The sequence below is a fragment of the Bradyrhizobium sp. 6(2017) genome (genome assembly GCF_011058295.2).
GTDB lineage: Bacteria > Pseudomonadota > Alphaproteobacteria > Rhizobiales > Xanthobacteraceae > Bradyrhizobium > Bradyrhizobium septentrionale.
In genome coordinates, this window is record NZ_CP049289.2 from 9,149,078 (window position 1) to 9,172,876 (window position 23,799).

The 23,799-nt window shown below is 64.9% G+C and carries 22 protein-coding genes; 7 read left to right on the top strand and 15 right to left on the bottom strand.

Going from position 1 to position 23,799, the window contains the following annotated elements:
- Positions 1 to 130: 130 nt before the first annotated feature.
- Positions 131 to 985 carry a protein-disulfide reductase DsbD domain-containing protein gene (locus G6P99_RS43455; RefSeq protein WP_029077695.1) on the top strand — a complete coding sequence of 285 codons (855 nt, stop codon included), beginning with the start codon at positions 131 to 133 and terminating at the stop codon, positions 983 to 985.
- A gap of 233 nt (positions 986 to 1,218) precedes the next feature.
- Positions 1,219 to 2,601 (top strand): oligosaccharide flippase family protein, encoded by a 1,383-nt coding sequence (locus G6P99_RS43460; RefSeq protein ID WP_156928323.1) that lies wholly within the window; start codon positions 1,219 to 1,221, stop codon positions 2,599 to 2,601.
- A 106-nt stretch (positions 2,602 to 2,707) separates the two neighbouring features.
- On the opposite strand, the gene G6P99_RS43465 is transcribed toward G6P99_RS43460, so the two are convergent.
- The 3 genes from G6P99_RS43465 to G6P99_RS43475 form a co-directional block, all read right to left on the bottom strand.
- Positions 2,708 to 3,496, bottom strand: a complete 789-nt coding sequence (locus G6P99_RS43465) for a 3-hydroxybutyrate dehydrogenase (RefSeq protein ID WP_029077697.1) — start codon at positions 3,494 to 3,496, stop codon at positions 2,708 to 2,710.
- 12 nt (positions 3,497 to 3,508) lie between these two features.
- A complete protein-coding gene (locus tag G6P99_RS43470) occupies positions 3,509 to 4,678 on the bottom strand; it encodes a DUF3734 domain-containing protein (RefSeq protein WP_029077698.1) in 1,170 nt (389 codons plus the stop codon).
- A 104-nt stretch (positions 4,679 to 4,782) separates the two neighbouring features.
- Positions 4,783 to 5,280: a CAP domain-containing protein gene (locus G6P99_RS43475; protein ID WP_165126486.1), complete on the bottom strand. Its 498-nt coding sequence runs from the start codon at positions 5,278 to 5,280 to the stop codon at positions 4,783 to 4,785.
- A gap of 345 nt (positions 5,281 to 5,625) precedes the next feature.
- Here G6P99_RS43475 and G6P99_RS43480 point away from each other — a divergent pair, with 345 nt between their 5' ends.
- Positions 5,626 to 6,096: a YybH family protein gene (locus tag G6P99_RS43480; RefSeq protein WP_035975894.1), complete on the top strand. Its 471-nt coding sequence runs from the start codon at positions 5,626 to 5,628 to the stop codon at positions 6,094 to 6,096.
- Positions 6,097 to 6,285: 189 nt separating this feature from the next.
- Here G6P99_RS43480 and G6P99_RS43485 read toward each other — a convergent pair whose 3' ends face one another.
- The 9 genes from G6P99_RS43485 to cysG form a co-directional block, all read right to left on the bottom strand.
- Entirely contained in the window at positions 6,286 to 7,335 is a 1,050-nt protein-coding gene (locus tag G6P99_RS43485) for a sulfate/molybdate ABC transporter ATP-binding protein (protein ID WP_029077701.1), read from the bottom strand.
- Positions 7,325 to 8,287 carry a sulfate ABC transporter permease subunit CysW gene (gene cysW / locus G6P99_RS43490; RefSeq protein WP_371261110.1) on the bottom strand — a complete coding sequence of 321 codons (963 nt, stop codon included), beginning with the start codon at positions 8,285 to 8,287 and terminating at the stop codon, positions 7,325 to 7,327. Before cysW ends, G6P99_RS43485 begins: the two co-directional genes overlap by 11 nt.
- 8 nt (positions 8,288 to 8,295) lie before the next feature.
- Positions 8,296 to 9,081, bottom strand: coding sequence for a sulfate ABC transporter permease subunit CysT (gene cysT / locus G6P99_RS43495; RefSeq protein ID WP_035975798.1), 786 nt, complete (start codon positions 9,079 to 9,081; stop codon positions 8,296 to 8,298).
- An 84-nt stretch (positions 9,082 to 9,165) separates the two neighbouring features.
- Positions 9,166 to 10,155: a sulfate ABC transporter substrate-binding protein gene (locus G6P99_RS43500; RefSeq protein WP_029077704.1), complete on the bottom strand. Its 990-nt coding sequence runs from the start codon at positions 10,153 to 10,155 to the stop codon at positions 9,166 to 9,168.
- Positions 10,156 to 10,309: 154 nt separating this feature from the next.
- Complete coding sequence (locus G6P99_RS43505) at positions 10,310 to 11,041, bottom strand: phosphoadenylyl-sulfate reductase (RefSeq protein WP_029077705.1); 732 nt, start codon at positions 11,039 to 11,041, stop codon at positions 10,310 to 10,312.
- Complete coding sequence (locus G6P99_RS43510; protein ID WP_029077706.1) at positions 11,038 to 11,553, bottom strand: DUF934 domain-containing protein; 516 nt, start codon at positions 11,551 to 11,553, stop codon at positions 11,038 to 11,040. The genes G6P99_RS43505 and G6P99_RS43510 overlap by 4 nt, the downstream gene beginning before the upstream one ends.
- Complete coding sequence (locus tag G6P99_RS43515; protein WP_165126489.1) at positions 11,540 to 13,195, bottom strand: nitrite/sulfite reductase; 1,656 nt, start codon at positions 13,193 to 13,195, stop codon at positions 11,540 to 11,542. Before G6P99_RS43515 ends, G6P99_RS43510 begins: the two co-directional genes overlap by 14 nt.
- Before the next feature lie 12 nt (positions 13,196 to 13,207).
- Positions 13,208 to 13,525: a DUF2849 domain-containing protein gene (locus tag G6P99_RS43520; protein ID WP_029077708.1), complete on the bottom strand. Its 318-nt coding sequence runs from the start codon at positions 13,523 to 13,525 to the stop codon at positions 13,208 to 13,210.
- Complete coding sequence (cysG, locus tag G6P99_RS43525) at positions 13,522 to 14,973, bottom strand: siroheme synthase CysG (protein ID WP_029077709.1); 1,452 nt, start codon at positions 14,971 to 14,973, stop codon at positions 13,522 to 13,524. Before cysG ends, G6P99_RS43520 begins: the two co-directional genes overlap by 4 nt.
- A gap of 247 nt (positions 14,974 to 15,220) precedes the next feature.
- Here cysG and cysD point away from each other — a divergent pair, with 247 nt between their 5' ends.
- From cysD to G6P99_RS43540, 3 genes are all read left to right on the top strand, one after another.
- On the top strand, positions 15,221 to 16,015 hold the full coding sequence (gene cysD / locus G6P99_RS43530) for a sulfate adenylyltransferase subunit CysD (RefSeq protein WP_029077710.1): 795 nt from the start codon (positions 15,221 to 15,223) through the stop codon (positions 16,013 to 16,015).
- Between the two features lie 49 nt (positions 16,016 to 16,064).
- Positions 16,065 to 17,984: an adenylyl-sulfate kinase gene (gene cysC / locus G6P99_RS43535; protein ID WP_165126492.1), complete on the top strand. Its 1,920-nt coding sequence runs from the start codon at positions 16,065 to 16,067 to the stop codon at positions 17,982 to 17,984.
- 260 nt (positions 17,985 to 18,244) lie between these two features.
- Positions 18,245 to 20,407 carry a malate synthase G gene (locus tag G6P99_RS43540; RefSeq protein WP_165126495.1) on the top strand — a complete coding sequence of 721 codons (2,163 nt, stop codon included), beginning with the start codon at positions 18,245 to 18,247 and terminating at the stop codon, positions 20,405 to 20,407.
- Between the two features lie 168 nt (positions 20,408 to 20,575).
- On the opposite strand, the gene G6P99_RS43545 is transcribed toward G6P99_RS43540, so the two are convergent.
- From G6P99_RS43545 to G6P99_RS43555, 3 genes are all read right to left on the bottom strand, one after another.
- Positions 20,576 to 20,731: a Thivi_2564 family membrane protein gene (locus G6P99_RS43545; protein WP_021076357.1), complete on the bottom strand. Its 156-nt coding sequence runs from the start codon at positions 20,729 to 20,731 to the stop codon at positions 20,576 to 20,578.
- A gap of 113 nt (positions 20,732 to 20,844) precedes the next feature.
- The gene (locus G6P99_RS43550; protein ID WP_029077713.1) at positions 20,845 to 21,477 is read right to left on the bottom strand and encodes a DUF2865 domain-containing protein; all 633 of its coding nucleotides are present in this window, start codon (positions 21,475 to 21,477) and stop codon (positions 20,845 to 20,847) included.
- A gap of 26 nt (positions 21,478 to 21,503) precedes the next feature.
- Positions 21,504 to 22,322, bottom strand: coding sequence for a L,D-transpeptidase (locus tag G6P99_RS43555; RefSeq protein WP_029077714.1), 819 nt, complete (start codon positions 22,320 to 22,322; stop codon positions 21,504 to 21,506).
- Positions 22,323 to 22,552: 230 nt separating this feature from the next.
- On the opposite strand from G6P99_RS43555, the gene G6P99_RS43560 reads away from it, so the two are divergent.
- On the top strand, positions 22,553 to 23,665 hold the full coding sequence (locus G6P99_RS43560; RefSeq protein ID WP_029077715.1) for an AI-2E family transporter: 1,113 nt from the start codon (positions 22,553 to 22,555) through the stop codon (positions 23,663 to 23,665).
- The last annotated feature ends 134 nt before the right edge of the window (positions 23,666 to 23,799 follow it).

Here is a 23,799-nt window from a genome sequence, read left to right on the forward strand (position 1 = left end):
AGGCCTTTCCTGCTGATTTGGCATCCTGATATTGGGTCGCCGTTCTGTCAATCAACCATCGCCCGCCATGCGGCGATGCATCACAAGCAATTCAATGGTTTGCAACGAAAGTTGCGGGTAAAGACGTCTCATGATGGTCACAGTTCCCTTGCGGGCCGCGTTTGGCGTTGCCGCCCTATTTTCCGTCGCATCCCTATCCGTCGCATCCCTGGCAACGGAGGTTCGCGCCGACGACGCCTCGCCGTGGCAGCAGGACACGCATTCGGCGGTGCGGCTGCTCGCGGGGTCGCGCAGCGGCGCGGTGCTGCTCGGCGGCATTGCCTTCCAGTTGCAGGACGGCTGGAAGACCTACTGGCGGACACCCGGCGATTCCGGCGTGCCGCCGCGATTCGATTTCTCCAGGTCGGACAATGTCGAGGCCGTCACGGTGATGTGGCCGGCGCCGCGCCAGTTCGACGACGGCGCCGGGGGCACCTCGCTCGGCTACAAGCACCAGGTCGTGCTGCCGCTGCGCATCGTCGCGAAGAATCCCGACAAGCCGCTGGTGCTGCGCGCCGACATCAACTACGCGGTGTGCGAGAAGCTGTGCGTGCCGGTGGAAGCGAAGGCCGAGCTGGCATTCGCCAGCGTCGCCTCGACCGAGGACGCCGCGCTGACCGACGCGCTCAACGCGGTGCCGAAGCCCGCCAATATCGGCGATCCCACGCCGTTCACGATCCGCGACGTCAAGCGCGACGGCAAGAACAACGTGCTGGTCGATGTCACCGCGCCCGAGAACCGCGACCTCAGCCTGTTCGTCGAGGGGCCGACGCCCGACTGGGCGCTCCCGGTGCCCAAGCTGGTCGAGCACGCGCCGCCGGGCGTGAAGCGCTTCTCTTTCGAGCTCGACGGGCTGCCGCCCGGCGTCACGGCGGACGGTGCGGCGCTGAAACTGACGCTGGTCGGCGGCGACAAGAGCTACGAATTCAATATCAATTTGAACTGACGCGGCAGCGTCGTCCCGGCGAAGGCCGGGACTCATACTCCGCGGCAGCAGTCTGAGGCACGCTGGGATCAAGCCGTGCGCATTAACGGTTCCCTGTGGTTATGGGTCCCGGCCTGCGCCGGGACGACGCAAGATGGAAGCATCCGTCACCCAACCCAATCTTAACGTTTCGTTGATAGATCGAGGCGCATCGCCGCGCTGCGGCGCTTCAGGAATTTTCCGCCTTGGCTGTGATGGAAACCCAAACCGCAACCTCTGCGCCATCGGGCCCGGTCGCACGCCTGCGGGGGCTCGCCGCGCGCCTGCTCGGCGGCACCAAGGAGGCGTCGGTCACCAAGCGCCTTGCAGGCACCATCTTCGTCATCCGCGTCATCAGCGCCGCGATCGCCTATCTCGCGCAGATCCTGCTGGCGCGCTGGATGAGCGGTTCGGATTACGGCATCTATGTCTATGTCTGGACCTGGGTGCTGCTGCTCGGCAGCACCATGGATTTCGGCATCGCGCCGTCCTCGCAGAAGATCATCCCGGAATATCGCGCGCGCGGCGACCTCGCCGCGCTGCGCGGCTTCCTCTCCGGCGGCCGCTGGGTGGTGCTGGCCGCGTCCAGCACCGTGGCGCTGCTGCTCGCCGGCGTGATCCATCTCGCCTCGCCCTGGATCGACCCCAACGCGATCGTGCCGCTCTATGTCGGCTGCCTGACGCTGCCGCCCTTCGTGGTCGCCAACACCCAGGACGGCATTTCGCGCGCGCATGACTGGATGCAGCTCGGCCTGATGCCGCAGTTCATCGTCCGGCAGGGGCTGATCATCGCGCTGACTGCCGGCGCGCTGGCGCTCGGCCTCAATCTCGGCGCGACGGTGGCGATGATCGCGAGCGCGGCTGCCGTGTACATTGCGGCGATCGGCCAGATGATCGTGCTGAACCGCCGCCTCGCCGCCCATGTCGGGCCCGGCGAGAAGACCTACGACGTCAAGGGCTGGTTCGCGATCTCGCTGCCGATCATGCTGGTAGAAAGCTTCTATCTGCTTCTCGGCTACACCGACGTGCTGATGCTGCAGCAATTCCGCTCGTCGGAAGAGGTCGGCATCTATTTCGCCGTGGTGAAGACGCTGGCGCTGGTGTCGTTCGTGCACTACGCGATGTCGGCGACGACGGCGCACCGCTTCGCCGAGTACAATGCGCTCGGCGACAAGGACCGGCTGTCGGCCTATGTCGCGCACGCCATCAGCTGGACGTTCTGGCCGTCGCTGTTCGCGACCATCGCCCTGCTCGCGTTCGGCAAGCCGCTGTTGTGGCTGTTCGGCCCGAAATTCGTCGACGGCTACAGCATCATGTTCGTCGCCGCGATCGGGCTTGTGATCCGCTCGGCGATCGGGCCGGTCGAGCGTCTGTTGAACATGCTCGGACACCAGGGCATCTGCGCGACGGCCTATGCGGTATCCTTCTTCATGAATGTCGGGCTCTGCATCGCGCTCGTCCCGCGCTACGGCGGCATGGGCGCGGCCGCCTCGACCTCGCTGTCGCTGACCTTCGAGACGATCCTGCTGTTCTACGTCGTGCGCTCTCGGCTCGGCCTGCACGTGCTGGCGTTCGGGAAGCGGCGGCCGACGTCGTAACGGGGCAGCAAGGTTCAGTCGCATCTCCAAAAGCAAAAGCCGGCCCTGATCCAATCAGGGCCGGCTCGTTGCTTCTGGCAGTCCAGCGACAAATCCCGCCGGAGAATTACTCCGCGGTCCAGCCGCCGTCGATCGAGAGATTGGCGCCGGTGATCTGCGCGGCATCGTCGCCGCACAGGAACAGCGCGAGTGCTGCGACTTGCTCCGAGGTGACGAACTCCTTGGTCGGCTGGGCGGCGAGCAGCACGTCCTTGATGACCTGCTCCTTGGTCAGATTGCGCGCCTTCATGGTCTCCGGAATCTGGTGCTCGACCAGCGGCGTCCAGACGTAGCCCGGGCTGATGCAGTTGCAGGTGATCTTGTGCTGCGCGAGCTCGAGCGCGGCGGTCTTGGTGAGGCCGGCAATGCCGTGCTTGGCCGAGACATAGGCCGACTTGAACGGCGAGGCGACCAGCGAGTGCGCGGACGCAGTGTTGATGATGCGGCCCCAGCCGCGCTTCTTCATGCCGGGCACCGCGGCGCGGATGCCGTAGAACGCCGACGACAGATTGATCGCGATGATCGCTTCCCACTTCTCCGGCGGAAACTCCTCGATCGGCGAAACGAACTGGATGCCGGCATTGTTGACGAGGATGTCGACCGAGCCGAAGGTCTTCTCGCCGAGCGCGATCATGTCGGCGATCTCGGCCGGCTTGGTCATGTCGGCCGGCGAATAGGCTGCCTTGACCTTGAAGTCGGTCTCGATGCCGGAACGCTCCTTCTCGATGTCGGCCGGAACGCCCATGCCGTTGATGACGACATTGGCGCCGGCGCCGGCGAAGGCGCGCGCATAAGCCAATCCGATGCCGCTGGTCGAGCCGGTCACAACGGCGGTCTTGCCTGTCAACGTACCCATTGTTCTTCGCTCCTATTTGCTTGCCGGGGGCGTGGGTTCGTCCCCCGTGAGATCGTAAGTCACCATGGTTTCCCCGGACTGTGGCCGTTCTAGCCATTCTTTGTGACGCATCGACAAATGCACGTCGCGCACGCCGGCGCCCCAGTGCTCGACCATCGCAAAATGGGAGAAGTCGTAGTCCTTCGACGAGCTCTCGTAATTCTTGCTCTTGTAGATCAGGTGAACCACCGTGACGGTGTTCTCCTTGGAGGCCTTGCGCAGCAGCTCGACCGACGGGTCGTTCTTCAGGTAATCCGGCAGCTTGCCGATCAGGTCGCGCACCGCCATGCGGGCATTGTGGATCTGCTTGTTCTTGTCGGTGTTCATCCGCGTCCGGCTGGAATAGCGGATGTCCTTTTCGCGCTCGGCGGCCTCCAGCAACGTCTCCGGCAACAGCCCGCGCGCGCTGAACAGGTCGACCTGGAAGATCAGGAGATCACGGCTGATCTCCTCGTCCAGCACGAAGTCGAGCGGGGTATTGGAGGCGATGCCGCCGTCCCAGTAATGCTCGCCCTCGATCACGACGGCGGGAAAGCCCGGCGGCAACGCGCCCGAGGCCATGATGTGCTCGGGGCCGATCTTCTTGCCGCGCTTCTTGAAATCGTAATTGTCGAAATAGCAAAAATTGCCCGAGGTGACGCCAACCGCACCGACCGACAGGCGCGTCTTCAGATCGTTGACGCGGTCGAAGTCGACCAGCCGCTCCAGCGTCTTCTTCAGCGGCGCGGTGTCGTAATAGCTCAGCGATTGCGAGCTGCCGGGCGGCCACAGCGGCGCCGGCGGAATCCGCGGCGTGAAGAAACCGGGTACGCCGAAGGTCGCGATGATGGCGGCAGAGGTCTCGTTGAACAGCGAACGGGCGCGCTCATGCTTCGAGATCGGATTCCACGGCACCGGCGCCGAGACCATCTCCCAGAATTCCTTGAGCTTCGGCACGCGCTTGTCCGGCTCGTTGCCGGCGATGATCGCGGCATTGATGGCGCCGATCGAGATGCCGGCGATCCATTCCGGCTCGAAGCCCGCATGGCAGAGCGCCTGAAAGGCGCCGGCCTGATAGGAGCCGAGCGCACCGCCGCCCTGAAGAACCAGCACACGCTGCGCTTGCGCCGGCGTCGAGGCGGGCGCGGTGTCAGAAGTATCCATTCGTAACCGCCCAGTCAGGAATACCTTGCAGCGCACCGTGGCGGCTGTTCGCGGCCGCGTCAATCGACGAGATGCGGAAGCGGATCACGCGGATTTTATCGAGATCAGGTTGCCGCCAAAATGAGCGTCCAGAACACCTTGTATTTGGTATTCGGAGCATAGACGGCCGCGATGCCCATTTTTGTGACACCAGTCTTAAGCATATTGGCCCGGTGCGGCGGTGAATCGCGCCACCCCGAAAACGCTTCCGCCAGCGTGTGATAGCCGGCCGAGATGTTCTCGACCGCCACGGTTGCGGGATAGCCCCCGGCCTGCAGCCGCTTGCCGAGTGGGGCCTTGACGTCATGGTCCATCTTGTTGCGGGTGGCCATCGCCTGCGACTGCTGCTCGGCAAGCTTCGTCAGGTCCGGATCCACCACGACGGTGCCAAGACCATTGTTCTGGCGATACTGCGAGAACATGATGGCGGCCGCCTGGCTATCCAGCACCGCGCCGGCCTGCGCCATGTTGAGATACATGGTCGGTTCTTCCGGGATTTTGGTGTCTGCGGCACAGCCGGCAAGCACCAGAAGCCCGAACAGGGCGACCGTCGTCCGTTTCACTTTAGAGAACCCCCAAGGTTGGCCCGCCGTTGTTGCATACCAACCGTGGCTGAATGGTGAACAGCGGCTAACTTTGGGGCCATCATCACCGTCATTCCGGGGCGCGAAGCGAACCCGGAATCTCGAGATTCCGGGTTCGATGCTTCGCATCGCCCCGGAATGACGACGATATCTGGCAGGTCGTCCGGATGGAGCCAACGGGTCGCGCGAACGCGCGACCGATGACAGGCTCCGCGATCCGGGGTCAGTCGATCCGCGGAGCAAGTCCCCGGATCTCGCTTCGTTGACACCATTGTGCGTTTCTGGCTCCGTCGGCCCACCATAGCCGTCGGGTTGAGGAAGATGATGAGCCAGGAAGCAGCCCTGCCGATCGCCGATTCATCGACGACGGAATCGGTCTTCGATTGGCTCGAACGGTTCGCCGCCTGCGTCAGGGCGGTGGACTATGCTGCCGCCCGTCCGTTCTGGCATCCCGACATCATCTCCTTTGGCACCTACCAGGAACTCATCCGCGGCCGCGCGCGCTGGACGGAGATGCAATGGGACAATGTCTGGCCCCGCACGGCGGACTTCGCCTTCGACCTCGGCAATACGGTGGTGCTGGCAAGCGCCGACGGCAACATGGCGACGGTGATCACGCCATGGACGAGCACCGGCTTCCATGCCGACGGCAGCCGCTTCGATCGGCCGGGACGGGCGACGATCATCCTCGCGCGTCAGACCGACGGACGCTGGCTCGGCATTCATTCCCACATGTCACTGCAGCGTGGCGTGCCGCAGGACAGCCACGGCAACCGGCCGGTCAGGGCGCGTTAGTCGCGGGCTGTTGGCCCATCCGGGCTACGGCACTTGCTTCTCCTTCCCCCTGCAAGGAGGAAGGTCGGGATGGGGGTTGGCCACAGGCGACAGCGGATGCCGTGGAGAGAGGATCCCCACCCGCTTTGCTCTGACGAGCAAAGCGACCTCCCCTTTTCAAGGGGAGGTTTGAACGCGGCGGCCGGGCCCCTAATCCTGCGCTGCGAAAATCCGGTAGCGGCGGGGCTGCAGGGAGACGATTTCGCCGGCCTGCAGCTCGCGGTCGCGGGGGGCATCGATCTCGATCACGGTCTTGCCCGCGCTACCCGACAGCGCCACTTCGGCGCGCTGGATCGGCCCGAACGAACGGACATGCCGGATGGCGCCTTCCAGGGCGCCGGTACCGGCCGGACCGACCGCCATATCGTGGCGGCGGACGAACAGCTTTGCCGCGCCCGACGCCGCGCCGAGCGCCGGAATGTTCAGCGGACGGCCGTCCAGCCGCACCGCGTCGCCGGCCACGTCGACCGGAAGCACGATGGATTCGCCGATGAAGCCATGCACGAAGGCGGTCGCCGGGTTGTCATAGACCTCGCCGGGCGAGCCGATCTGCTCGATCTTGCCCTTGTCCATCACCACGACGCGGTTGGCGACTTCGAGCGCCTCCTCCTGGTCGTGGGTGACGAAGATCGAGGTGACGTGAATTTCGTTGTGCAGCGAGCGCAGCCATTGCCGGAGCTCCTTGCGCACCTTGGCATCGAGCGCGCCGAACGGTTCGTCGAGCAGCAGGATGCGAGGCTCGATCGCGAGCGCGCGTGCCAGCGCGATGCGCTGCCGCTGGCCGCCAGACAGCTGGCTTGGATAGCGGTTGGAGAGCCAGTCGAGCTGCACCAGATCGAGCAATTCCTTGACCCGGGCGCGGATCGTCGCCTCGTCCTTGCGGATCGCGCGCGGCTGTACGCGCAGCCCGAACGCGACGTTCTCGAACACCGTCATATGGCGAAACAGCGCGTAGTGCTGGAATACGAAGCCGACCTGACGCTCGCTGGCGCCGCGTGACAGCGCATTCTCGCCGTCGATCGCGACCTCGCCGCTGTCAGGCCAGTCCAGTCCCGCGATGATCCGCAGCAGCGTTGTCTTGCCGGAGCCGGACGGGCCGAGCAGCGCCAAGAGTTCGCCGTCGGCGACCTTGAGATCGACATTGTCGAGCGCGGCAAAGCTGCCGAACGTCTTTACGATATTCTTGACTTCAATCGCCATCGGGCACCTCTGCCTCGTCGAGTCGTTGCTCGAGAACGGTCTTCGCCACCAGCGTGATCAGCGCCAGCATCGCCAGCAGCGATGCGATCGCGAACGACGCGACGAACTGATATTCGTTGTAGAGAATCTCGACCAGGAGCGGCATCGTGTTGGTCTCGCCGCGGATGTGGCCGGAGACGACCGACACCGCACCGAACTCGCCCATCGCGCGCGCGTTGCAGAGCAGGACGCCGTATAGCAGGCCCCATTTGATATTGGGCAGCGTCACGCGGAAGAAGGTCTGCAGGCCGGACGCGCCGAGCGAGATCGCCGCCTCCTCCTCCTGGGTGCCTTGCTCCTGCATCAGCGGGATCAGCGCGCGCGCCACGAACGGGAAGGTGACGAAGATCGTCGCCAGCGCGATGCCGGGCACCGCGAACAGGATATGGACGTTGTGCGCCTGCAGCCACGGACCGAAATAGCCCTGCGCGCCGAACAGCAGCACGAAGACCAGGCCGGAGATCACGGGCGAGACCGAGAACGGCAGGTCGATCAGCGTGATCAGGAAGGTCTTGCCGGTGAATTCGAATTTCGAGATCGCCCAGGCCGCGACCACGCCGAACACCAGATTGAGCGTGACCGAGATCGCGGCGACCAAGAGCGTCAGCCTGATCGCGGCGAGCGCCTCGGGCTCGGCCAGCGCCGCGATATATGCGCCGATCCCTTTCGAGAAGGCGGACGCGAACACCACGACCAGCGGCAGCACGACGAACGCACTGAGGAAGGTGATCGCCAGCGCGATGATGATGAAGCGGATCGGGCCCGGCTCGGTGCGCAAATTGCGCTGCGCCGTGCCCGGCTCCGCGCGCGCGATCTCGAGCCGTGGCGCCGGAGCCGCCACGCTGACATCCGTTGCCGGCGCGTAGGTCCGCAGTTGCGTCGTCGAGGTCACCAATCCCGTCTGCATCGACATCTCGAACCTCAATGCACGGGAATGCGGGCTTGCGCCCAGCGCTGCAGGCGATTGATCACGAAGATGATCAGGAACGAGGCCACCAGCATCACGACCGCGATCGCGGTGGCGTCGGCATAGCGGAATTCGGACAGCCGGATCACGATCAACAGCGGCGCGATTTCGGAGACGTTGGGCAGATTACCGGCGATGAAGATCACCGAGCCGTATTCACCGATGGCGCGGGCAAAGGCCAGCGCAAAGCCGGTGAGCAGCGCCGGGATCAGGCTCGGCAGGATGACGCGGAACACGGTGTGCCAGCGATTGGCACCCAAGCTCGCCGCGGCTTCCTCGATCTCGGGATCGAGATCGATCAGCACCGGCTGCACCGTGCGCACCACAAAGGGAATGCCGATGAAGATCATCGCGATGAAGATGCCGATCGGCGTGAACGCGACCTTGATGCCAAGTTCGGCGAGCGGCGCGCCAAGCCATCCCTTCTGCGCGAACAATTGCGTCAGCGCGACGCCGGCGACCGCGGTCGGCAAGGCGAATGGAATATCGACGATGGCGTCGAACAGCCGTCGGCCCGGAAAACGGTAGCGCACCAGCGCCCAGACGATGATGGTGCCCATCACCAGGTTGACGCAGGCGGCCGCAAACGAAAGCCCAAACGAAATCTTCAGGGCGTTCAAGGTGCGGCGGCTGGTGACGATACCCCAGAACTGGTCGAGGCTGAGCTCGAACGTCTTCAGAAACAGCGCGGCCAGCGGAATCAGGATGATAACGGAGAGCCATGTCAGGGTCAGTCCCATCGTGAGACCGAACCCCGGCAGGGTACTGCGCCGTGCAACCGCTGTGCTCACAAATCCCCCTGTTTGGCCCGGACGATAACTCGATCAGTTCTTGTAGATCTGATCGAAAATGCCGCCCTCGGCGAAGTGCTCCTTTTGGGCCTTGGTCCAACCACCAAAAACGTCGTCGATGGTGAAAAGTTCAACCTTGGCGAAGGATTTTTCGTACTCCTTGGCGATCTCGGGATCGCGCGGTCGGTAGGAGTTGCGCGCGGCGATCTCCTGGCCTTCCTTGGTGTACCAGTACTTCAGATAGGCTTCGGCGACGGCGCGGGTGCCCTTCTTGTCGGCAACCGTGTCGACCACCGCGACCGGCGGCTCGGCGAGGATCGACTGCGCCGGGGCCACGATCTCGAACTTGTCCTTGCCGAATTCGCGTTGCGCCAGAAAGGCTTCGTTCTCCCACGCCAGCAGCACGTCGCCGACGCCGCGCTCGACGAAGGTGACGGTCGAGCCGCGCGCGCCGGTGTCGAGCACCGGGACGTTCTGGTAGAGGTCGGCGACGAACTTCTTCGCCTTGTCGACTGAGCCGAACTTCTTCTGCGCATAGCCCCAGGCGGCCAGATAGTTCCAGCGCGCGCCGCCCGAGGTCTTCGGGTTCGGCGTGATCACGGCGACCCCGGGTTTGATCAAATCATCCCAATCCTTGATGCCCTTGGGGTTGCCCTTGCGCACCAGGAACACGATGGTCGAGGTATAGGGCGAGGCGTTCAGCGGCAGCCGCTTCTGCCAATCGGCCGCGAGCAGGCCCTTGCCCGCGATCGCATCGATGTCATAGGCGAGCGCCAGCGTGACCACATCGGCCTGCAATCCGTCGATCACCGAGCGCGCTTGCGAGCCAGAGCCGCCATGCGACTGCTTGATCTCGACGCTCTTGCCGGTTTCCTTCTGATAGGCCGCCGCGAACGCCTTGTTGAAATCGACATAGAGCTCGCGGGTCGGATCGTAGGACACGTTGAGCAGCGAAACGTCGGCCGCGAAGGCCGAGCTCGCCCACAACAATCCCGCGACCAGCGGCAGGATACGACGGATCATTTCTGTCTCCATTCAACCCGAGAATGTCAGGGAACACGCCAGACATAACTCGCGGCGAAGTGGCTTTAAGTCAACGAAACCGGTTTTCTTTGTTTGCGGCCGTGCAGCGCGCTTGTGCTACGAAGGCGCCGCACTGCGAAGGCTTTGTCGTGTGCTACGACATCTTCATTGTATGAATGCCGCATTCCGTCTTGGCCCGGCCACGCCAGCGGCCGTCGCGCGCATCCTCGCCGGCGGCAGTCCGGCTGCTACAAGGCATACACCCGACCGACTGATATCCCGATGCGACAAGTGGATGCGGCGGCAGCTTGCCGAGCGTGTAGATCGCCTCGATCTCCTCGCGCGAGACATTGGCGAACGGATTGAATTTCAGCCTGACCCCGTCGTCCTCGACGACCGGAATCTCGGTGCGGGCGCCGCCCTGGAAACGCTTGCGGCCATTGATCCAGCCGGCGAACGGTTTTAGCGCACGCGCCAATGGCTCGACCTTGCGGATCCGGCAGCAGGCATCGGGATCGGTGAACCACAATTCGCGGTCCGGATCCTGGCGCGACAGCGCCTGCTCATCGGGCTTGATCGAACGCACATCGGTGAGGCCGAGCGTAGCTATCAAGGTGTCACGATAAGCCAGCGTCTCCTCGAACAGCCAGCCGGTGTCGAGGAAGACCACCGGGATCGCCGGGTCGACATCCGCCATCACCTTGAGCAGCGCGGCGGACTCGGTGCCGAACGACGACACCAGCACCAGCCTCTCGCGGCCGACCGTCTTCAGCGCAGCCGCGATCACCTCGGCGGGCGATGCCGTGCGCAGCGCGCGATCGAGTGCATCGGCCGCGGGCAATCCGCCCGGCGCCGCGGCTGCGAGCTCTGGTGCAAGCGTGCTCACTGGCCAGCGCTCTCCGAGTGACGCAGCTGCATGCGACGGTTGAGCGCGGTGACGCGGCCGTCACCGGTCGGCTGGTAGAACACCGAATAGCGCTTCATGGTCGCGGCGAAGGCGTCGGCATCGGCATCCTTCTTCACCTCGAAGGCGTCGAAGCCGGCGCGGGTCATGAACACGAACTGGTCGCGCAGCACCTGCCCGGTGGCACGCAGCTCACCGTCATAGCCGTAGCGCTCGCGCAGCAGGCGCGCCTGGCTGTAGGCGCGGCCGTCGCGGAAGGTCGGGAACACCAGCGCGACCGAGGCGAGCCGATCGAGATGCGACACCAGATCGTCGAGATTGCGGTTGTTCGGCCAGATCACGCCGACCTTGCCGGGGCGGCGCAGCAGCGCCTCCGGATCAGCGAGAAAGCGTTCGGCGCTCACCAGCACCGCGCCGTCGCCCGGCAGCTCGGCGCCGTCGGCGACATGGACGAACAAATCGGTGGTTAGTCTTCCCTGCTTAACGAGTGGCATAGACCCGCTCCCTGAAAGGCTCGACGCCCAGACGCTTCACCGTATCGACGAACAATTCCTCGGGACGGTCGCGCAGCGCGAGATAGGCTTCGACAATGTCTTCGATCACGTCGGCGACTTCCGCATAGGGAACGGCCGGGCCGATCAAGGTGCCCATCTGCGCGTTCTCGTCGGCGCGGCCGCCGATCGTGATCTGGTAGAATTCCTCACCGTTCTTCTCGACGCCGAGAATGCCGATGTGGCCGACATGGTGATGGCCGCAGGCATTGATGCAGCCGGAGATGTTGATGTGGAGCCGGCCGATCAGGTCGGCGGTGTCGTGATTGGCAAAGCGCCGCGTCAGCTCCTGCGCGATCGGGATCGAGCGCGCATTCGCCAGCGAGCAGTAATCCAGTCCCGGGCAGGCGATGATATCGGTGACCAGGTTGACGTTCGGCGTCGCCAGGCCGAGCCGGTCGAGCGCCTTGAACAGTGCCGGCAGGTCGCGCTTGGCGACGTGCGGCAGCGCCAGGTTCTGCTCGTGGCCGACGCGGATTTCGCCGAACGAATATTTGTCGGCGAGATCGGCGAGCGCGTCCATCTGCTCGGCGCTGGCATCGCCGGGCGGGCCGCCGACCGGCTTCAGCGACAGCACGACGATCGAGTAGCCCTGCACCTTGTGCGGGAACACCGAGTTCTTGCGCCAGCGCTCGAACAGCTTGTCATGCGCGGCCTGCTTCAGCTCGTCCGGCATGTGCGGCAGCTTTTCGTAAGCCGGATAGGAGAAGCGCGAGCGGACCTCCTCGATGGCGGCGTGGTCGAGCGTCAGCCCGACATCGCCCATCTGCTTCCACTCCTCGTCGACTTCCTTGGCGAACTTCTCGATGCCGAGCTCGTGCACGAGGATCTTGATGCGCGCCTTGTAGATGTTGTCGCGGCGGCCGTACTGGTTGTAGACGCGCAGGATCGCCTCGATGTAGCTCAGGATATCGCGGCCGGGCACGAACGGCTTGATGGTCTTGGCGATGAACGGGGTGCGGCCGAGGCCGCCGCCGACCAGCACCTCGAAACCGGTCTCGCCGTCGGCATTCTTGTGCAGCCGCAGGCCGATGTCGTGGATCTTGATCGCGGCGCGATCGTGCTCGGAGGCAGTGATCGCGATCTTGAACTTGCGCGGCAGGAACGAGAATTCCGGATGCAGCGTGGTGTGCTGGCGGATCAGCTCCGACCAGATCCGCGGATCCTCGATCTCGCCCGGCGCAACCCCGGCCCACTGGTCCGAGGTGACATTGCGCATGTTATTGCCGGAGGTCTGCATCGCGTGGATCCCGACCTCGGCGAGGTCGGACAGCGCGTCGGGTAGCTCGCTGAGCTTGATCCAGTTGAACTGGATGTTCTGCCGGGTGGTGAAGTGGCCGTAGCCGCGATCGTAGCGGCGCGCGACATGGGCGAAGCGGCGCAGCTGCTTCGACGACAGCGTGCCGTACGGGATCGCGACGCGGAACATGTAGGCGTGCAGCTGCAAATACACGCCGTTCTGCAGACGCAGGATCTTGAATTCGTCCTCGGTGAGCTCGCCCGAGAGGCGGCGCTTCACCTGGTCGCGGAATTCCGAAACACGCTCGTTGATCAGCGTGCGGTCGAGTTCGTCATATGCATACATGATGGATGAGCCTTACGCCGGCACCTGAAGATCGATCGTGACGCCCTTGGCGCGGATGTGTTCACGGAGATTGCCCGGCTTGACCTTGCCGCCGTCCTTGAGCTCGACCGGCGCGATATAGGGGCCGACCGCGCCGACGTCGTCGGCGGCGGCTTCGGCCAGCAGCGCGCGGGCATCGTCGGAGGTGCTGACAATGGCGGAGTCGGCGAGTTCGGTGGACCAGCCCTTTTGCGCGGTCCGGTACACCACGGCGCCATCCCAGGTGCGGTTGGCGGTCACCACTGACGGGCCCGTGATCCTGATTTTCTTCTGTTCAAGCGGAGAGGTCATTCGGCAGCTTTCAGCAGTTCGGAGAACATCTGGTTGGAGAAGAGTTGGGTGACGTTGGATCGGCTCCACGGCGCGGAATGCGCGACCACGTCGCCGATGATGAGGACGGCGGGACCGCCATCGACCTGTTTGACCAGCTCGGGCAGCCGCGCCAGCGTGCCGACCGCAGCCTTGGCGTCGGGCCGTGTCACGCGGGCGAACACGCCGACCGGCGTCTCCGGCGAGCGGCCTGCTGCGAGCAGACCTTCGCGGATCGAGGGCGCCGCGGTCATGCCCATGTAGACGACGACGGTCATCTTGTTGTCGGTCAGCACCGACCAGTCGACGACTTCGGCATCGCGCGCCTTGTGCGCGGTGAGGAAGGTGATGCGCAGCGCCTCGTGCCTATAGGTCAGCGGCACTTCGAACTGCGCGGCGGCGCCAAGACCGGCGGAGATGCCGGGAACAATGGAGTAGGCAACGCCGGCGTCGCGCAGTGCCTCGATTTCCTCGCCGCCGCGGCCGAACACAAAGGGATCGCCGCCCTTCAGCCGCACCGCACGCTGGCCCGCCTGCGCCGCCTCGATCATTAGGCGGTTGATGGCGTCCTGGCCGATGCCGGGCTTGCCGATCCGGCGGCCGACCGGGGTTCGCGCGGCATCGCGCCGGATGCGGTCGAGAATTTCAGGTGACACCAGTTCGTCATAGAACACGACGTCGGCATCCTGCAGCGCGCGCAGCGCCTTCACCGTCAAGAGATCAGGATCGCCGGGTCCCGCACCGACCAGCGTGACGTGGCCAATGGCTTTGCCCTCTGCGCTCGCGCCGGCGAATACGGCGGGATCGGTGATCGCGTTCAGCGCCTGCTCGGCTTCGTCCTTGCGGCCGGCCAGCACCAGCGCGCCGATCGGGCCGTCGACGATGCGCTCCCAGAAGCGGCGGCGCAGCGGAAACTCTTCGATGCGGGTATGGATCGATTTGCGGAAGCGGCCGATGAAGCCGGCGAGGTCGCCGATCCGTGCCGGCAGCACCGCCTCGATCTTCTCGCGGATGCGGCGCGCCACGACCGGCGACGTGCCGCCGGTGCCGACCGCGACCACGACATCGCCGCGATCGACGATCGCGGGCATGATGAAGGTGGAGTGGACGAGGTCGTCCATCACATTGACCGGCAGGCCGATCGCCTTGGCCCGCACCGACATCGCAACGCCGATGTCGCCGGCGCCGGCGCACAGCACGGCGATGACATCTGAAAGATCAGCGGCGAGCGGATCGCCCTCGGCGCGCTCGATCCGCGCGGCCTCCTCCGCCGCAAGGCCGGCGAGATCATGGTCACCGTCGGTCGCGTACCAGCGGACCGCGGCGCCGGCAGCCGCAAGCAGCCGCAGCTTGGCGCGCACGAGTTCGCCCGCTCCAACGAGCAGCACCTTGCCGCTTTGCAGATCCAGAAACACCGGCAGATATCGCATCAGACACTCGCTTCCCCAACTTGGGGGTTGACTGAAATTATTTTCTATTTATCTCTCGATCAAGGCCAGCAAAGAGAAAATTATTTCTTCTCTATTGCAGCGCAACTTTAGAATTTTCACCTCCACAGGCCAAGGCCGATAGATGCATCTTCTCGACAAAGAATCCGCCGCTGCCGGATCACGGGCTGCAGCCCTTGCACAAGCATCTTCCGTGCCGGGGATTTCGGCCCATCAGGCCCCCCCGACCATGGATCACCTGGACGAGCTCGAGGCGCAGAGCATTTACATCCTGCGCGAGGCATTCGCCCGGTTGAAGAAGCTCGCGCTGTTGTGGTCGCTCGGCAAAGACTCCAATGTGATGATCTGGCTGGCGCGCAAGGCATTCTTCGGCCGGGTTCCGTTCCCGGCGATGCATGTCGACACCGGCAAGAAGTTTCCGGAGATGTACGCGTTCCGCGACCGTTTCGGCAAGGAATGGGATCTCGACCTGCGCGTCGAACCCTGCCCGTCGATCGACAGCGTCGATCCGACCCTGCCGCCGGCCGCGCGCTCCGCGGCGCGCAAGACAGAAGGGCTGAAGCTCGCACTCAATAAGTATGGCTTTGACGGATTGATCGCCGGCATCCGCCGCGACGAGGAGGCGACGCGCGCCAAAGAGCGTGTGTTCTCGCCGCGCGGCCTCGAAGGCGAGTGGGACGTGCGCGACCAGCCGCCGGAATTCTGGGACCAGTTCAACGCCTCGCCGCCGCAGGGTGCGCATTTGCGCATCCATCCGATCCTGCATTGGACCGAGGCCGACATCTGGGCCTACACCAAGCGTGAGAACATCCCGATCATCCCGCTGTATCTCGCCAAGGACGGCAAGCGCTACCGCTCGCTGGGCGATCAGGACATTACCAACCCGGTCGCTTCGACCGCGTCCAACATCGACGAGATCCTGACCGAACTCGACGCCACCAAGATCCCGGAGCGCGCCGGCCGCGCGCTCGACCACGAGACCGAGGATGCGTTCGAGCGGCTGCGTGTCGCCGGCTATCTCTGATCGACTGGCTTCTCAACATTTGGCTTTCCCACTTCGCGCGAGCGTTCCGATGAACATGATCCTTCCCACCGCCTCGATCTCGGCAACGCCCAACGGCACGACGCGGCCGCAGGTACGCATCGTCATCGTCGGCCATGTCGATCACGGCAAGTCGACGCTGGTCGGGCGCCTGCTGCATGAGACCGGCAGCCTGCCGGACGGCAAGCTGGAAATGTTGATGGCTGTCAGCGCACGGCGCGGCATGCCGTTCGAATGGTCGTTCCTGCTCGACGCGCTGCAGACCGAGCGGGACCAGGGCATCACCATCGACACCACCCAGATCCGCTTCCGCACCCGCTCGCGCGACGTCGTGCTGATCGACGCGCCCGGCCACGCAGAGTTCTTGCGCAACATGATCACCGGCGCCTCGCAGGCCGACGGCGCGGTGCTGATCATCGATGCACTCGAAGGCGTGCGGGACCAGACCCGCCGGCACGGCTATCTGTTGCATCTGCTCGGTGTGAAGCAGGTCGCGGTCGTGGTCAACAAGATGGACCGCGTCGACTTCAGCGCCGAGAGGTTCAAGGAGATCAGCGACGAGATTTCCGCGCATCTGATCGGCCTCGGCGTCAGGCCTACGGCTGTGATCCCGATCTCGGCGCGCGACGGCGACGGCGTCGCCGAGCGCACGCCGCGGATCGACTGGTACAAGGGACCGACCGTGGTCGATGCGCTCGATGCGCTCGAGCCGGCGCGTCCGCTCGCCGAGTTGCCGCTGCGGCTACCGGTGCAGGCGATCTACAAATTCGACGACCGCCGCATCGTGGCGGGCCGCATCGAGTCCGGCAGCCTCAAGGCCGGCGACGAGATCGTCATCATGCCGACCGGCAAGATCGCCACGATCAAGACCGTCGAGAGCTGGCCGGTGACGCCGGTCAACGGCCCGCAGGGCGCGGGGCGCTCGGTCGGCATCACGCTCGACCGCGAGCTGTTCCTCGAGCGCGGCGACATCATCGGACATAGCGGGCAGAGCCCGCGCGACACCCGCCGCATCCGCGCGCGGATCTTCTGGCTGCACGACAAGCCGCTGACCAAGGGCGAGCAGATCCTGATCCGGCTCGGCACCAAGGAAAGCCGCGCCACCGTGGTCGCCATCGAGAAGGCGATCGACCCCGGCGCGCTGTCCAACGAAGAGAACAGCGCTATCGCGCGCAACCATGTCGGCGAGATCGACATCTCGCTGGCGCAGCCGGTTGCGACCGATCCCTACACCGACAATCCGCGCACCGGGCGCCTCGTGATCGAGGTCAACGGCCGCATCGCCGGCGGCGGCCTCGTGCTGTCGGTCGACGCCGGCCGGCCTGCGGTGCCGGTCGATATCGTGCCGGTGGAATCCGCCCTGCGTGCGGACGAGCGCTCGGCGCGCTACCACCACAACGGCGCCGTGATCTGGCTGACCGGCCTGCCCGGCTCGGGCAAGTCGACCCTTGCGCGGGCGCTGGAGCGGCGGCTGTTCGGAAATGGCGGCTCGCCGATCCTGCTCGACGGCGACACGCTGCGTGCGGGCCTCAACAGCGATCTCGGCTTCTCGCCGCAGGATCGGGCTGAGAACATCCGCCGTCTCGCCGAGGTCGCGACCCATCTGGCGCGCAACGGCCATATCGCGATCGTCGCCGCGGTGTCACCGTCCGCCGCCGACCGTGCGACGGCCCGCCGCATCGCCGACAACGCGTTCCGCGAGATCTATGTCGCGACGCCTGCCGAGGTCTGCGAGACCCGCGACCCCAAGGGCCATTACGCCAAGGCCCGCTCCGGCGGATTGCCGTCCTTTACCGGCATCACCAATGACTACCAGCCGCCGGCCGGCAACGAATTGACCATCGACACCTCGAACCGCTCGGTCACTGAAGCCACCGACGAGATCGAGCGGATGCTGGCCGAGACCGGCATCCTGTTCGACGAACTGACCGATCTCGCGGCGAATATCTGACCTCGCTCGCCTGTCATCGCCCGGCTTGTCTGGGCGATCCAGTATTCCAGAGACAGCAATTATCGAGCCGGGAGGCCGCGGCGTACTGGATGCCCCGCTTGAAGCGGGGCATGACGGCGTCATGCGCGGCAACAAAGGGGCCTTCTCAGAGCCGGGACTTTAGGGCTAAAAGGGCCGTGAACGCGGCCCTTTGGCGCGTTTTTTGCTGATTTCTTTCGAAAACAGCTCCTAAAACGCCCGTTTCTTTGAGAAAGCCCATCATGACTCGTGTCGATGCCCATGGATTGAAGATCGCCCCTGTCCTGTTCGATTTCATCGCCAAGGAGGCGACGCCCAAGGCCGGGATCGCTCCCGACGCGTTCTGGGCCGGACTTGCCGCCATCATCCAGAAGCTCGGACCGAAGAACCGCGAGCTGCTCGCGGTCCGCGACACGCTGCAGGCCAAGATCGACGACTGGCACCGCGCCCACAAGGGCAAGGCGTTCGACATCAACGCCTACACCGCGTTCCTGAAGGACATCGGCTACCTGCTGCCGGAGCCCGCGACCCACAAGGTCGAGACATCCAATGTCGATGAGGAAATCGGCAAGATCTGCGGCCCGCAGCTCGTGGTGCCGCTGACCAACGCCCGCTATGCGCTGAACGCCGCCAACGCGCGCTGGGGTTCGCTGTACGACGCCTTCTACGGCACCGACGCCATCCCGCACGATCCGAGCGAAGCTGGCCGCGGCTACAACAAGGCCCGCGGCGACAAGGTGATCGCGAAGGCAAAGGCCTTCCTTGACGCATCAGCGCCGCTTGCGACCGCAAGCCATACCGATGTGACCTCCTACAGCGTGATCGCCGGCCAGCTGTCGGCCAAGCTGAAGAGCGGCAATTCAACCGCGCTGAAGGACGGCGCCCAGTTCGCCGGCTATCAGGGCGATGCGGCCCAGCCTTCCGCGATCTTGCTCGTCAACAACGGCATGCATGTCGAGATCAAGATCGACCGCAGCAACATCATCGGCAAGGATGATCCGGCCGGCGTCGCCGACATGATCCTGGAATCGGCTGTTTCCACCATTCTCGACATGGAAGACTCGGTCGCCGCCGTCGACGCCGAGGACAAGGTGCTGGTCTATCGCAACACGCTCGGCCTGATGAACGGCACGCTGTCGGCCGATTTCGACAAGGGCGGCAAGACGTTGACCCGTTCGCTCAATGCCGACCGCGTCTACAAGAAGCCCGATGGCAGCGAGCTGAAGCTGCACGGCCGCAGCCTGCTGCTGATGCGCAATGTCGGCCACCACATGTTCACCGACGCGGTGCTCGACGCCAAGGGCGAGGAGATTCCGGAAGGCCTGCTGGATGCCGCGGTCGCCGGCCTGCTCGCGATCCACGACATCAAGGGCAATTCCAAGGTCAAGAACAGCCGCACCGGCTCGGTCTATATCGTCAAGCCGAAGATGCACGGCCCCGACGAGGTGACGCTGACCTGCGACCTGTTCGCCGAGGTCGAGAAGATGCTCTCGCTGCCCGAGAACACGCTGAAGGTCGGCATCATGGACGAGGAGCGCCGCACCACTGTCAATCTCAAGGCCTGCATCCAGCGCGCCTCCAAGCGCATCATGTTCATCAACACCGGCTTCCTCGACCGCACCGGCGACGAGATCCACACCTCGATGGAAGCGGGTCCGATGATCCGCAAGAACGACATGAAGGCGCAGCCCTGGATCAAGGCCTATGAGGACTGGAACGTTGACAACGGCCTGGTCGACGGCCTGCCCGGCCATGCCCAGATCGGCAAGGGCATGTGGGCCGCGCCCGATAAGATGGCCGACATGCTGGTGCAGAAGATCGGCCATCCGCAGGCCGGCGCCACCACCGCCTGGGTGCCGTCGCCGACCGCGGCCACGCTGCACGCCCTGCACTATCACCAGGTCAACGTAACAGCCCGGCAGCAGGAGCTCGCCAAGGGCGGGCCGCGCGCAAAGCTCTCCGACATCCTCACCATTCCGGTGTCGCAGTCGAACTGGGCGCCCGACGATGTCAAGCAGGAGATCGACAACAACTGCCAGGGCATATTGGGCTACGTGGTGCGCTGGATCGACCAGGGCGTCGGCTGCTCCAAGGTGCCGGATATCCACGACGTCGGCCTGATGGAAGACCGCGCCACGCTGCGCATCTCGAGCCAGCATCTGGCGAACTGGCTGCATCAGGGCGTCATCACCAAAGATCAGGTGATGGAGTCGCTGAAGCGCATGGCCGTCGTGGTCGACAAGCAGAACGCCGGCGATTCCCTCTACAAGCCGATGGCGCCGTCGTTCGACGGTGTCGCCTTCAAGGCCGCCTGCGACCTGATCTTCGAGGGCCGTACGCAGCCGAACGGCTACACCGAATACATCCTCACCGCGCGCCGCCGCGAGGCCAAGGCCGCCGGTTGATCGGCGAGTCGCGACGAGAAGCAAAAGCCCCGGCGATGAGCCGGGGCTTTTTGTTGGGCGTTGGCGGTGCCGCAGGCGTCATTGCGAGCGAAGCGAAGCAATCCATCTCACCACTTGTGGAGGCATGGATTGCTTCGTCGCTTCGCTCCTCGCAATGACGAACTCAGTCTAGAACACCGCCAAATATTTCAGCAGCGAGACGATGCCGATGATGATGACGACGACGCGCGCGATCTGCTTGGCGCGGCCGTCGAGCGGCAGCATGTTGATGAGATAAAGAACGAGAATAATGACAAGGAAGGTGACGAGTACGCCGACGAGCATGCGGGGCCCCCTGATGGCATCGGTAAATGTGCTGTTCGCCCGTTGCTAACGTGCGAGACGGAGCCCGGTTCCGGATCACGGAACCGAAAGTGGGCCGCCTCGTGCAAGTGGCGCTACTCGCGCGCCAGCACCGCCGGACGCTGATATTTGGCGCGGATGCGATCCGGCGCCGGCGTGAAGTTGAGAGATGCCCCGCGCCGGTCCGCGCGGCCGACCGACATCAGCCCGTCCTTGCCGGCGACGATGTCGCCCTTGCGCAAGGTCGGATCGTCCTCGATCTTCACCGCGGCCAGGCCGACCGGATCCTTGCCGTTGCAGGTGCAGCCCGCGACGATCTGGTCACGATAGCGGAACGCGTTCGGCAGCTCGGAATAGGGCTTGCCGTCCTCCGTCGCGGCGTTGTCGATATTGCCGCCATAGACCACTTCGGTCGCGCTCGCCGGGCAGAAACTGTTGCAGCTCTCCGCCTTGCTCTGATTGCCGGTCGCTGCCAGCGGGAAATAGCGGCCGTCGCAGGTCCGCACGCAGTAAGCCTGACCGCCGTCATAGCGCGCGCGACGCTCGGCCCGCGGCGCGACAGGCGCCGGGCCGTCGTCGAACGGGACCCGGATCACCGGCGGACGGCCCTGCATGAAGCCGCCGAACAGTTGCGAGAAGAAGTCCTGGGCTTGCGCCGCGGGCGCAAGGGACAGGCCGAGCAACGCCGCCGTCCCGAACGCCCACCGCCTGGAATATCGCTTCACCATCACCGCCCCTCATACAACGCCGATCCTCAGTACAACGAGGAAGCGGTCGGAATGTTCATCGCCTGGCGGCCTGAGGGCAGCGTCATCACCGCGGGCCGCGGCTGCACCGGTGCCGGCCGGACCGAGATCTGCGTCGTGGTCGGGCCGAGCTCGCGGGCGGCGAGATGCGGCGCGTTCTTCGGCAACACCACGACTTTGGTGCCGACATCGACCCGGCTGAACAGGTCGGAGACATCCTCATTGGTCAGCCGGATGCAGCCCGACGACACGTACTTGCCGATGGTCGACGGATCGTTGGTGCCGTGGATGCGGTACTCGCTGGAGCCGAGATACATCGCGCGTGCGCCGAGCGGATTGCCCGGGCCGCCGGCCATGAAGCGCGGAAGATAGGGCTGGCGCTTGATCATCTCGGCCGGCGGATGCCAATCCGGCCATTCGGCCTTGCGGCTGATGGTCTGGACGCCGGCCCAGGTAAAGCCCTCGCGGCCAACGCCGACGCCGTAACGGATCGCCCGGCCGCCACCGAGCACGTAATAGAGCGCGGTGTTGCCGGTATCGATGATGATGGTGCCGGGCGCTTCCGTCGTGTTGAGCGCGACGGTGGTGCGGCGCAGCCGCTCCGGCAGCGCGCCGCCCTCGCTGGCCCCGCTCGAGGGATCGTTCATCACCTCGTCGGATGGAAATGCACCCGGCTGCGTCGACGCATAGCCGAGCGCAGACGAGCGGACTTGCGCGCTGGCCGAGGTGGTGACAACGAACGGCGTCACGAACAGGACGCTGGCGAAGGCAAGGTTGCGCGCGGCGCGCGACGCAAGCCGGCGGCTGGAGAGAGACTGCTGTGTCATGTGCTGCCCCTGGACGGGATGCGCATCGTGGTGATGCTACGCCAGTTCAACGCACGCGGCCGTCAGACGGTTCCGGCGCGAATCATCGCAAGCCCGAGATTGTCAACCCGCCGGCCGTCACGAACCCGCGATGGAACCTTTGCCGGCGCGGGCCGTTGTCAGGCGCCATTGGACGCGCGGGGTGACCTCGCAGCGCGAAATTCGTTTTGCCTTCGTGCGGGAGGAAACTGGTGCGCGCGTTTCCGGGTGAACGTCTGCTTGGCAATCCGCCCGAAGGCACGCCCTTCCCCGACAGCAAGGCCGAACTGCCGCCGATGATCAGCCGCGCCGAGGTCGTCGCGTTCGCGCTGGTCGCGCTGCTGGTGATCGTCGTGGTGGCCGTGCTCTATCTGGCGCGCGCGTTCTTCCTGCCGATCACGATGGCCTTCATTGTCGGCACCATGCTGTCTCCGGCGGCGAACCTGCTTGAACGCTACCGGATCCCGCGCCCGCTCGGCGCAGTGTTATTGGTGATCGCGGTCGGCGCGACCGTCAGCTTCATGGTCGGGTTGATTTCCGCGCCCCTAATGGAATGGAGCTCGCGGCTGCCCGAGCTCGGCGCGATCCTGAGGGAGAAGCTGCATGTGTTCGACCGGCCGCTCGCGCTGTGGCAGGAATTGCAGAGCATGCTCGGCGGCTCCGATACGCTTGCCAGCCTGCAGCTGCCGAAATTCGAATGGGTGCAGCCGACGCTGGAATTCCTGTCGCCGACCTTTGCCGAATTCCTGCTGTTCATCGCGACCCTGATCCTGTTCATCGCGAGCTGGAAGGACCTGCGCCGTGCGCTGGTGATGAACTTCAGCGAACGCGCGGCGCGGCTGCGCACGCTGCGCATCCTCAACGAGATCGAGACCCATCTCGGCAATTACCTGCTGACGGTGACCATGATCAATGTCGGCGTCGGCATCGTCACCGGTGCGATCTGCGCGGCAACCGGCATGCCCAATCCGGCCGGGCTCGGCGCACTCGCCGCGACGCTGAACTTCATTCCAATCATCGGCCCGGTCGCGATGTTCGTGGTGCTGGTCGTGGTCGGCATCATCGCCACCCCGACCATCGGCGCCGGGCTGATCGCGGCGGCCTGCTTTGCGGCCGTGACCTTTATGGAAGGGCATTTTGTCACGCCGATGATCGTCGGCCGCAGGCTGTCGCTGAATGCGCTCGCAGTCTTTCTCGCGCTCGCGTTCTGGACCTGGCTGTGGGGCCCGATGGGCGCCTTTCTGTCGTCGCCGCTATTGATCGTGGCGTTGATCGTGAAAGAGCATTTGATGCCGGACAATTCGCCGCAGCTGCCCGAGGAATAGAAAGCGTTTTCAAGCGAGGCAGGCACCGGCTTGCGTCGCGAACACCTGTCGAGCGAACAGGCCAAGTTTCGCATCTGGAACTTTGCCTGCTGCGGGGCGTTTTTCCTTACAACACGCGAATTCTCCGGGAGCTT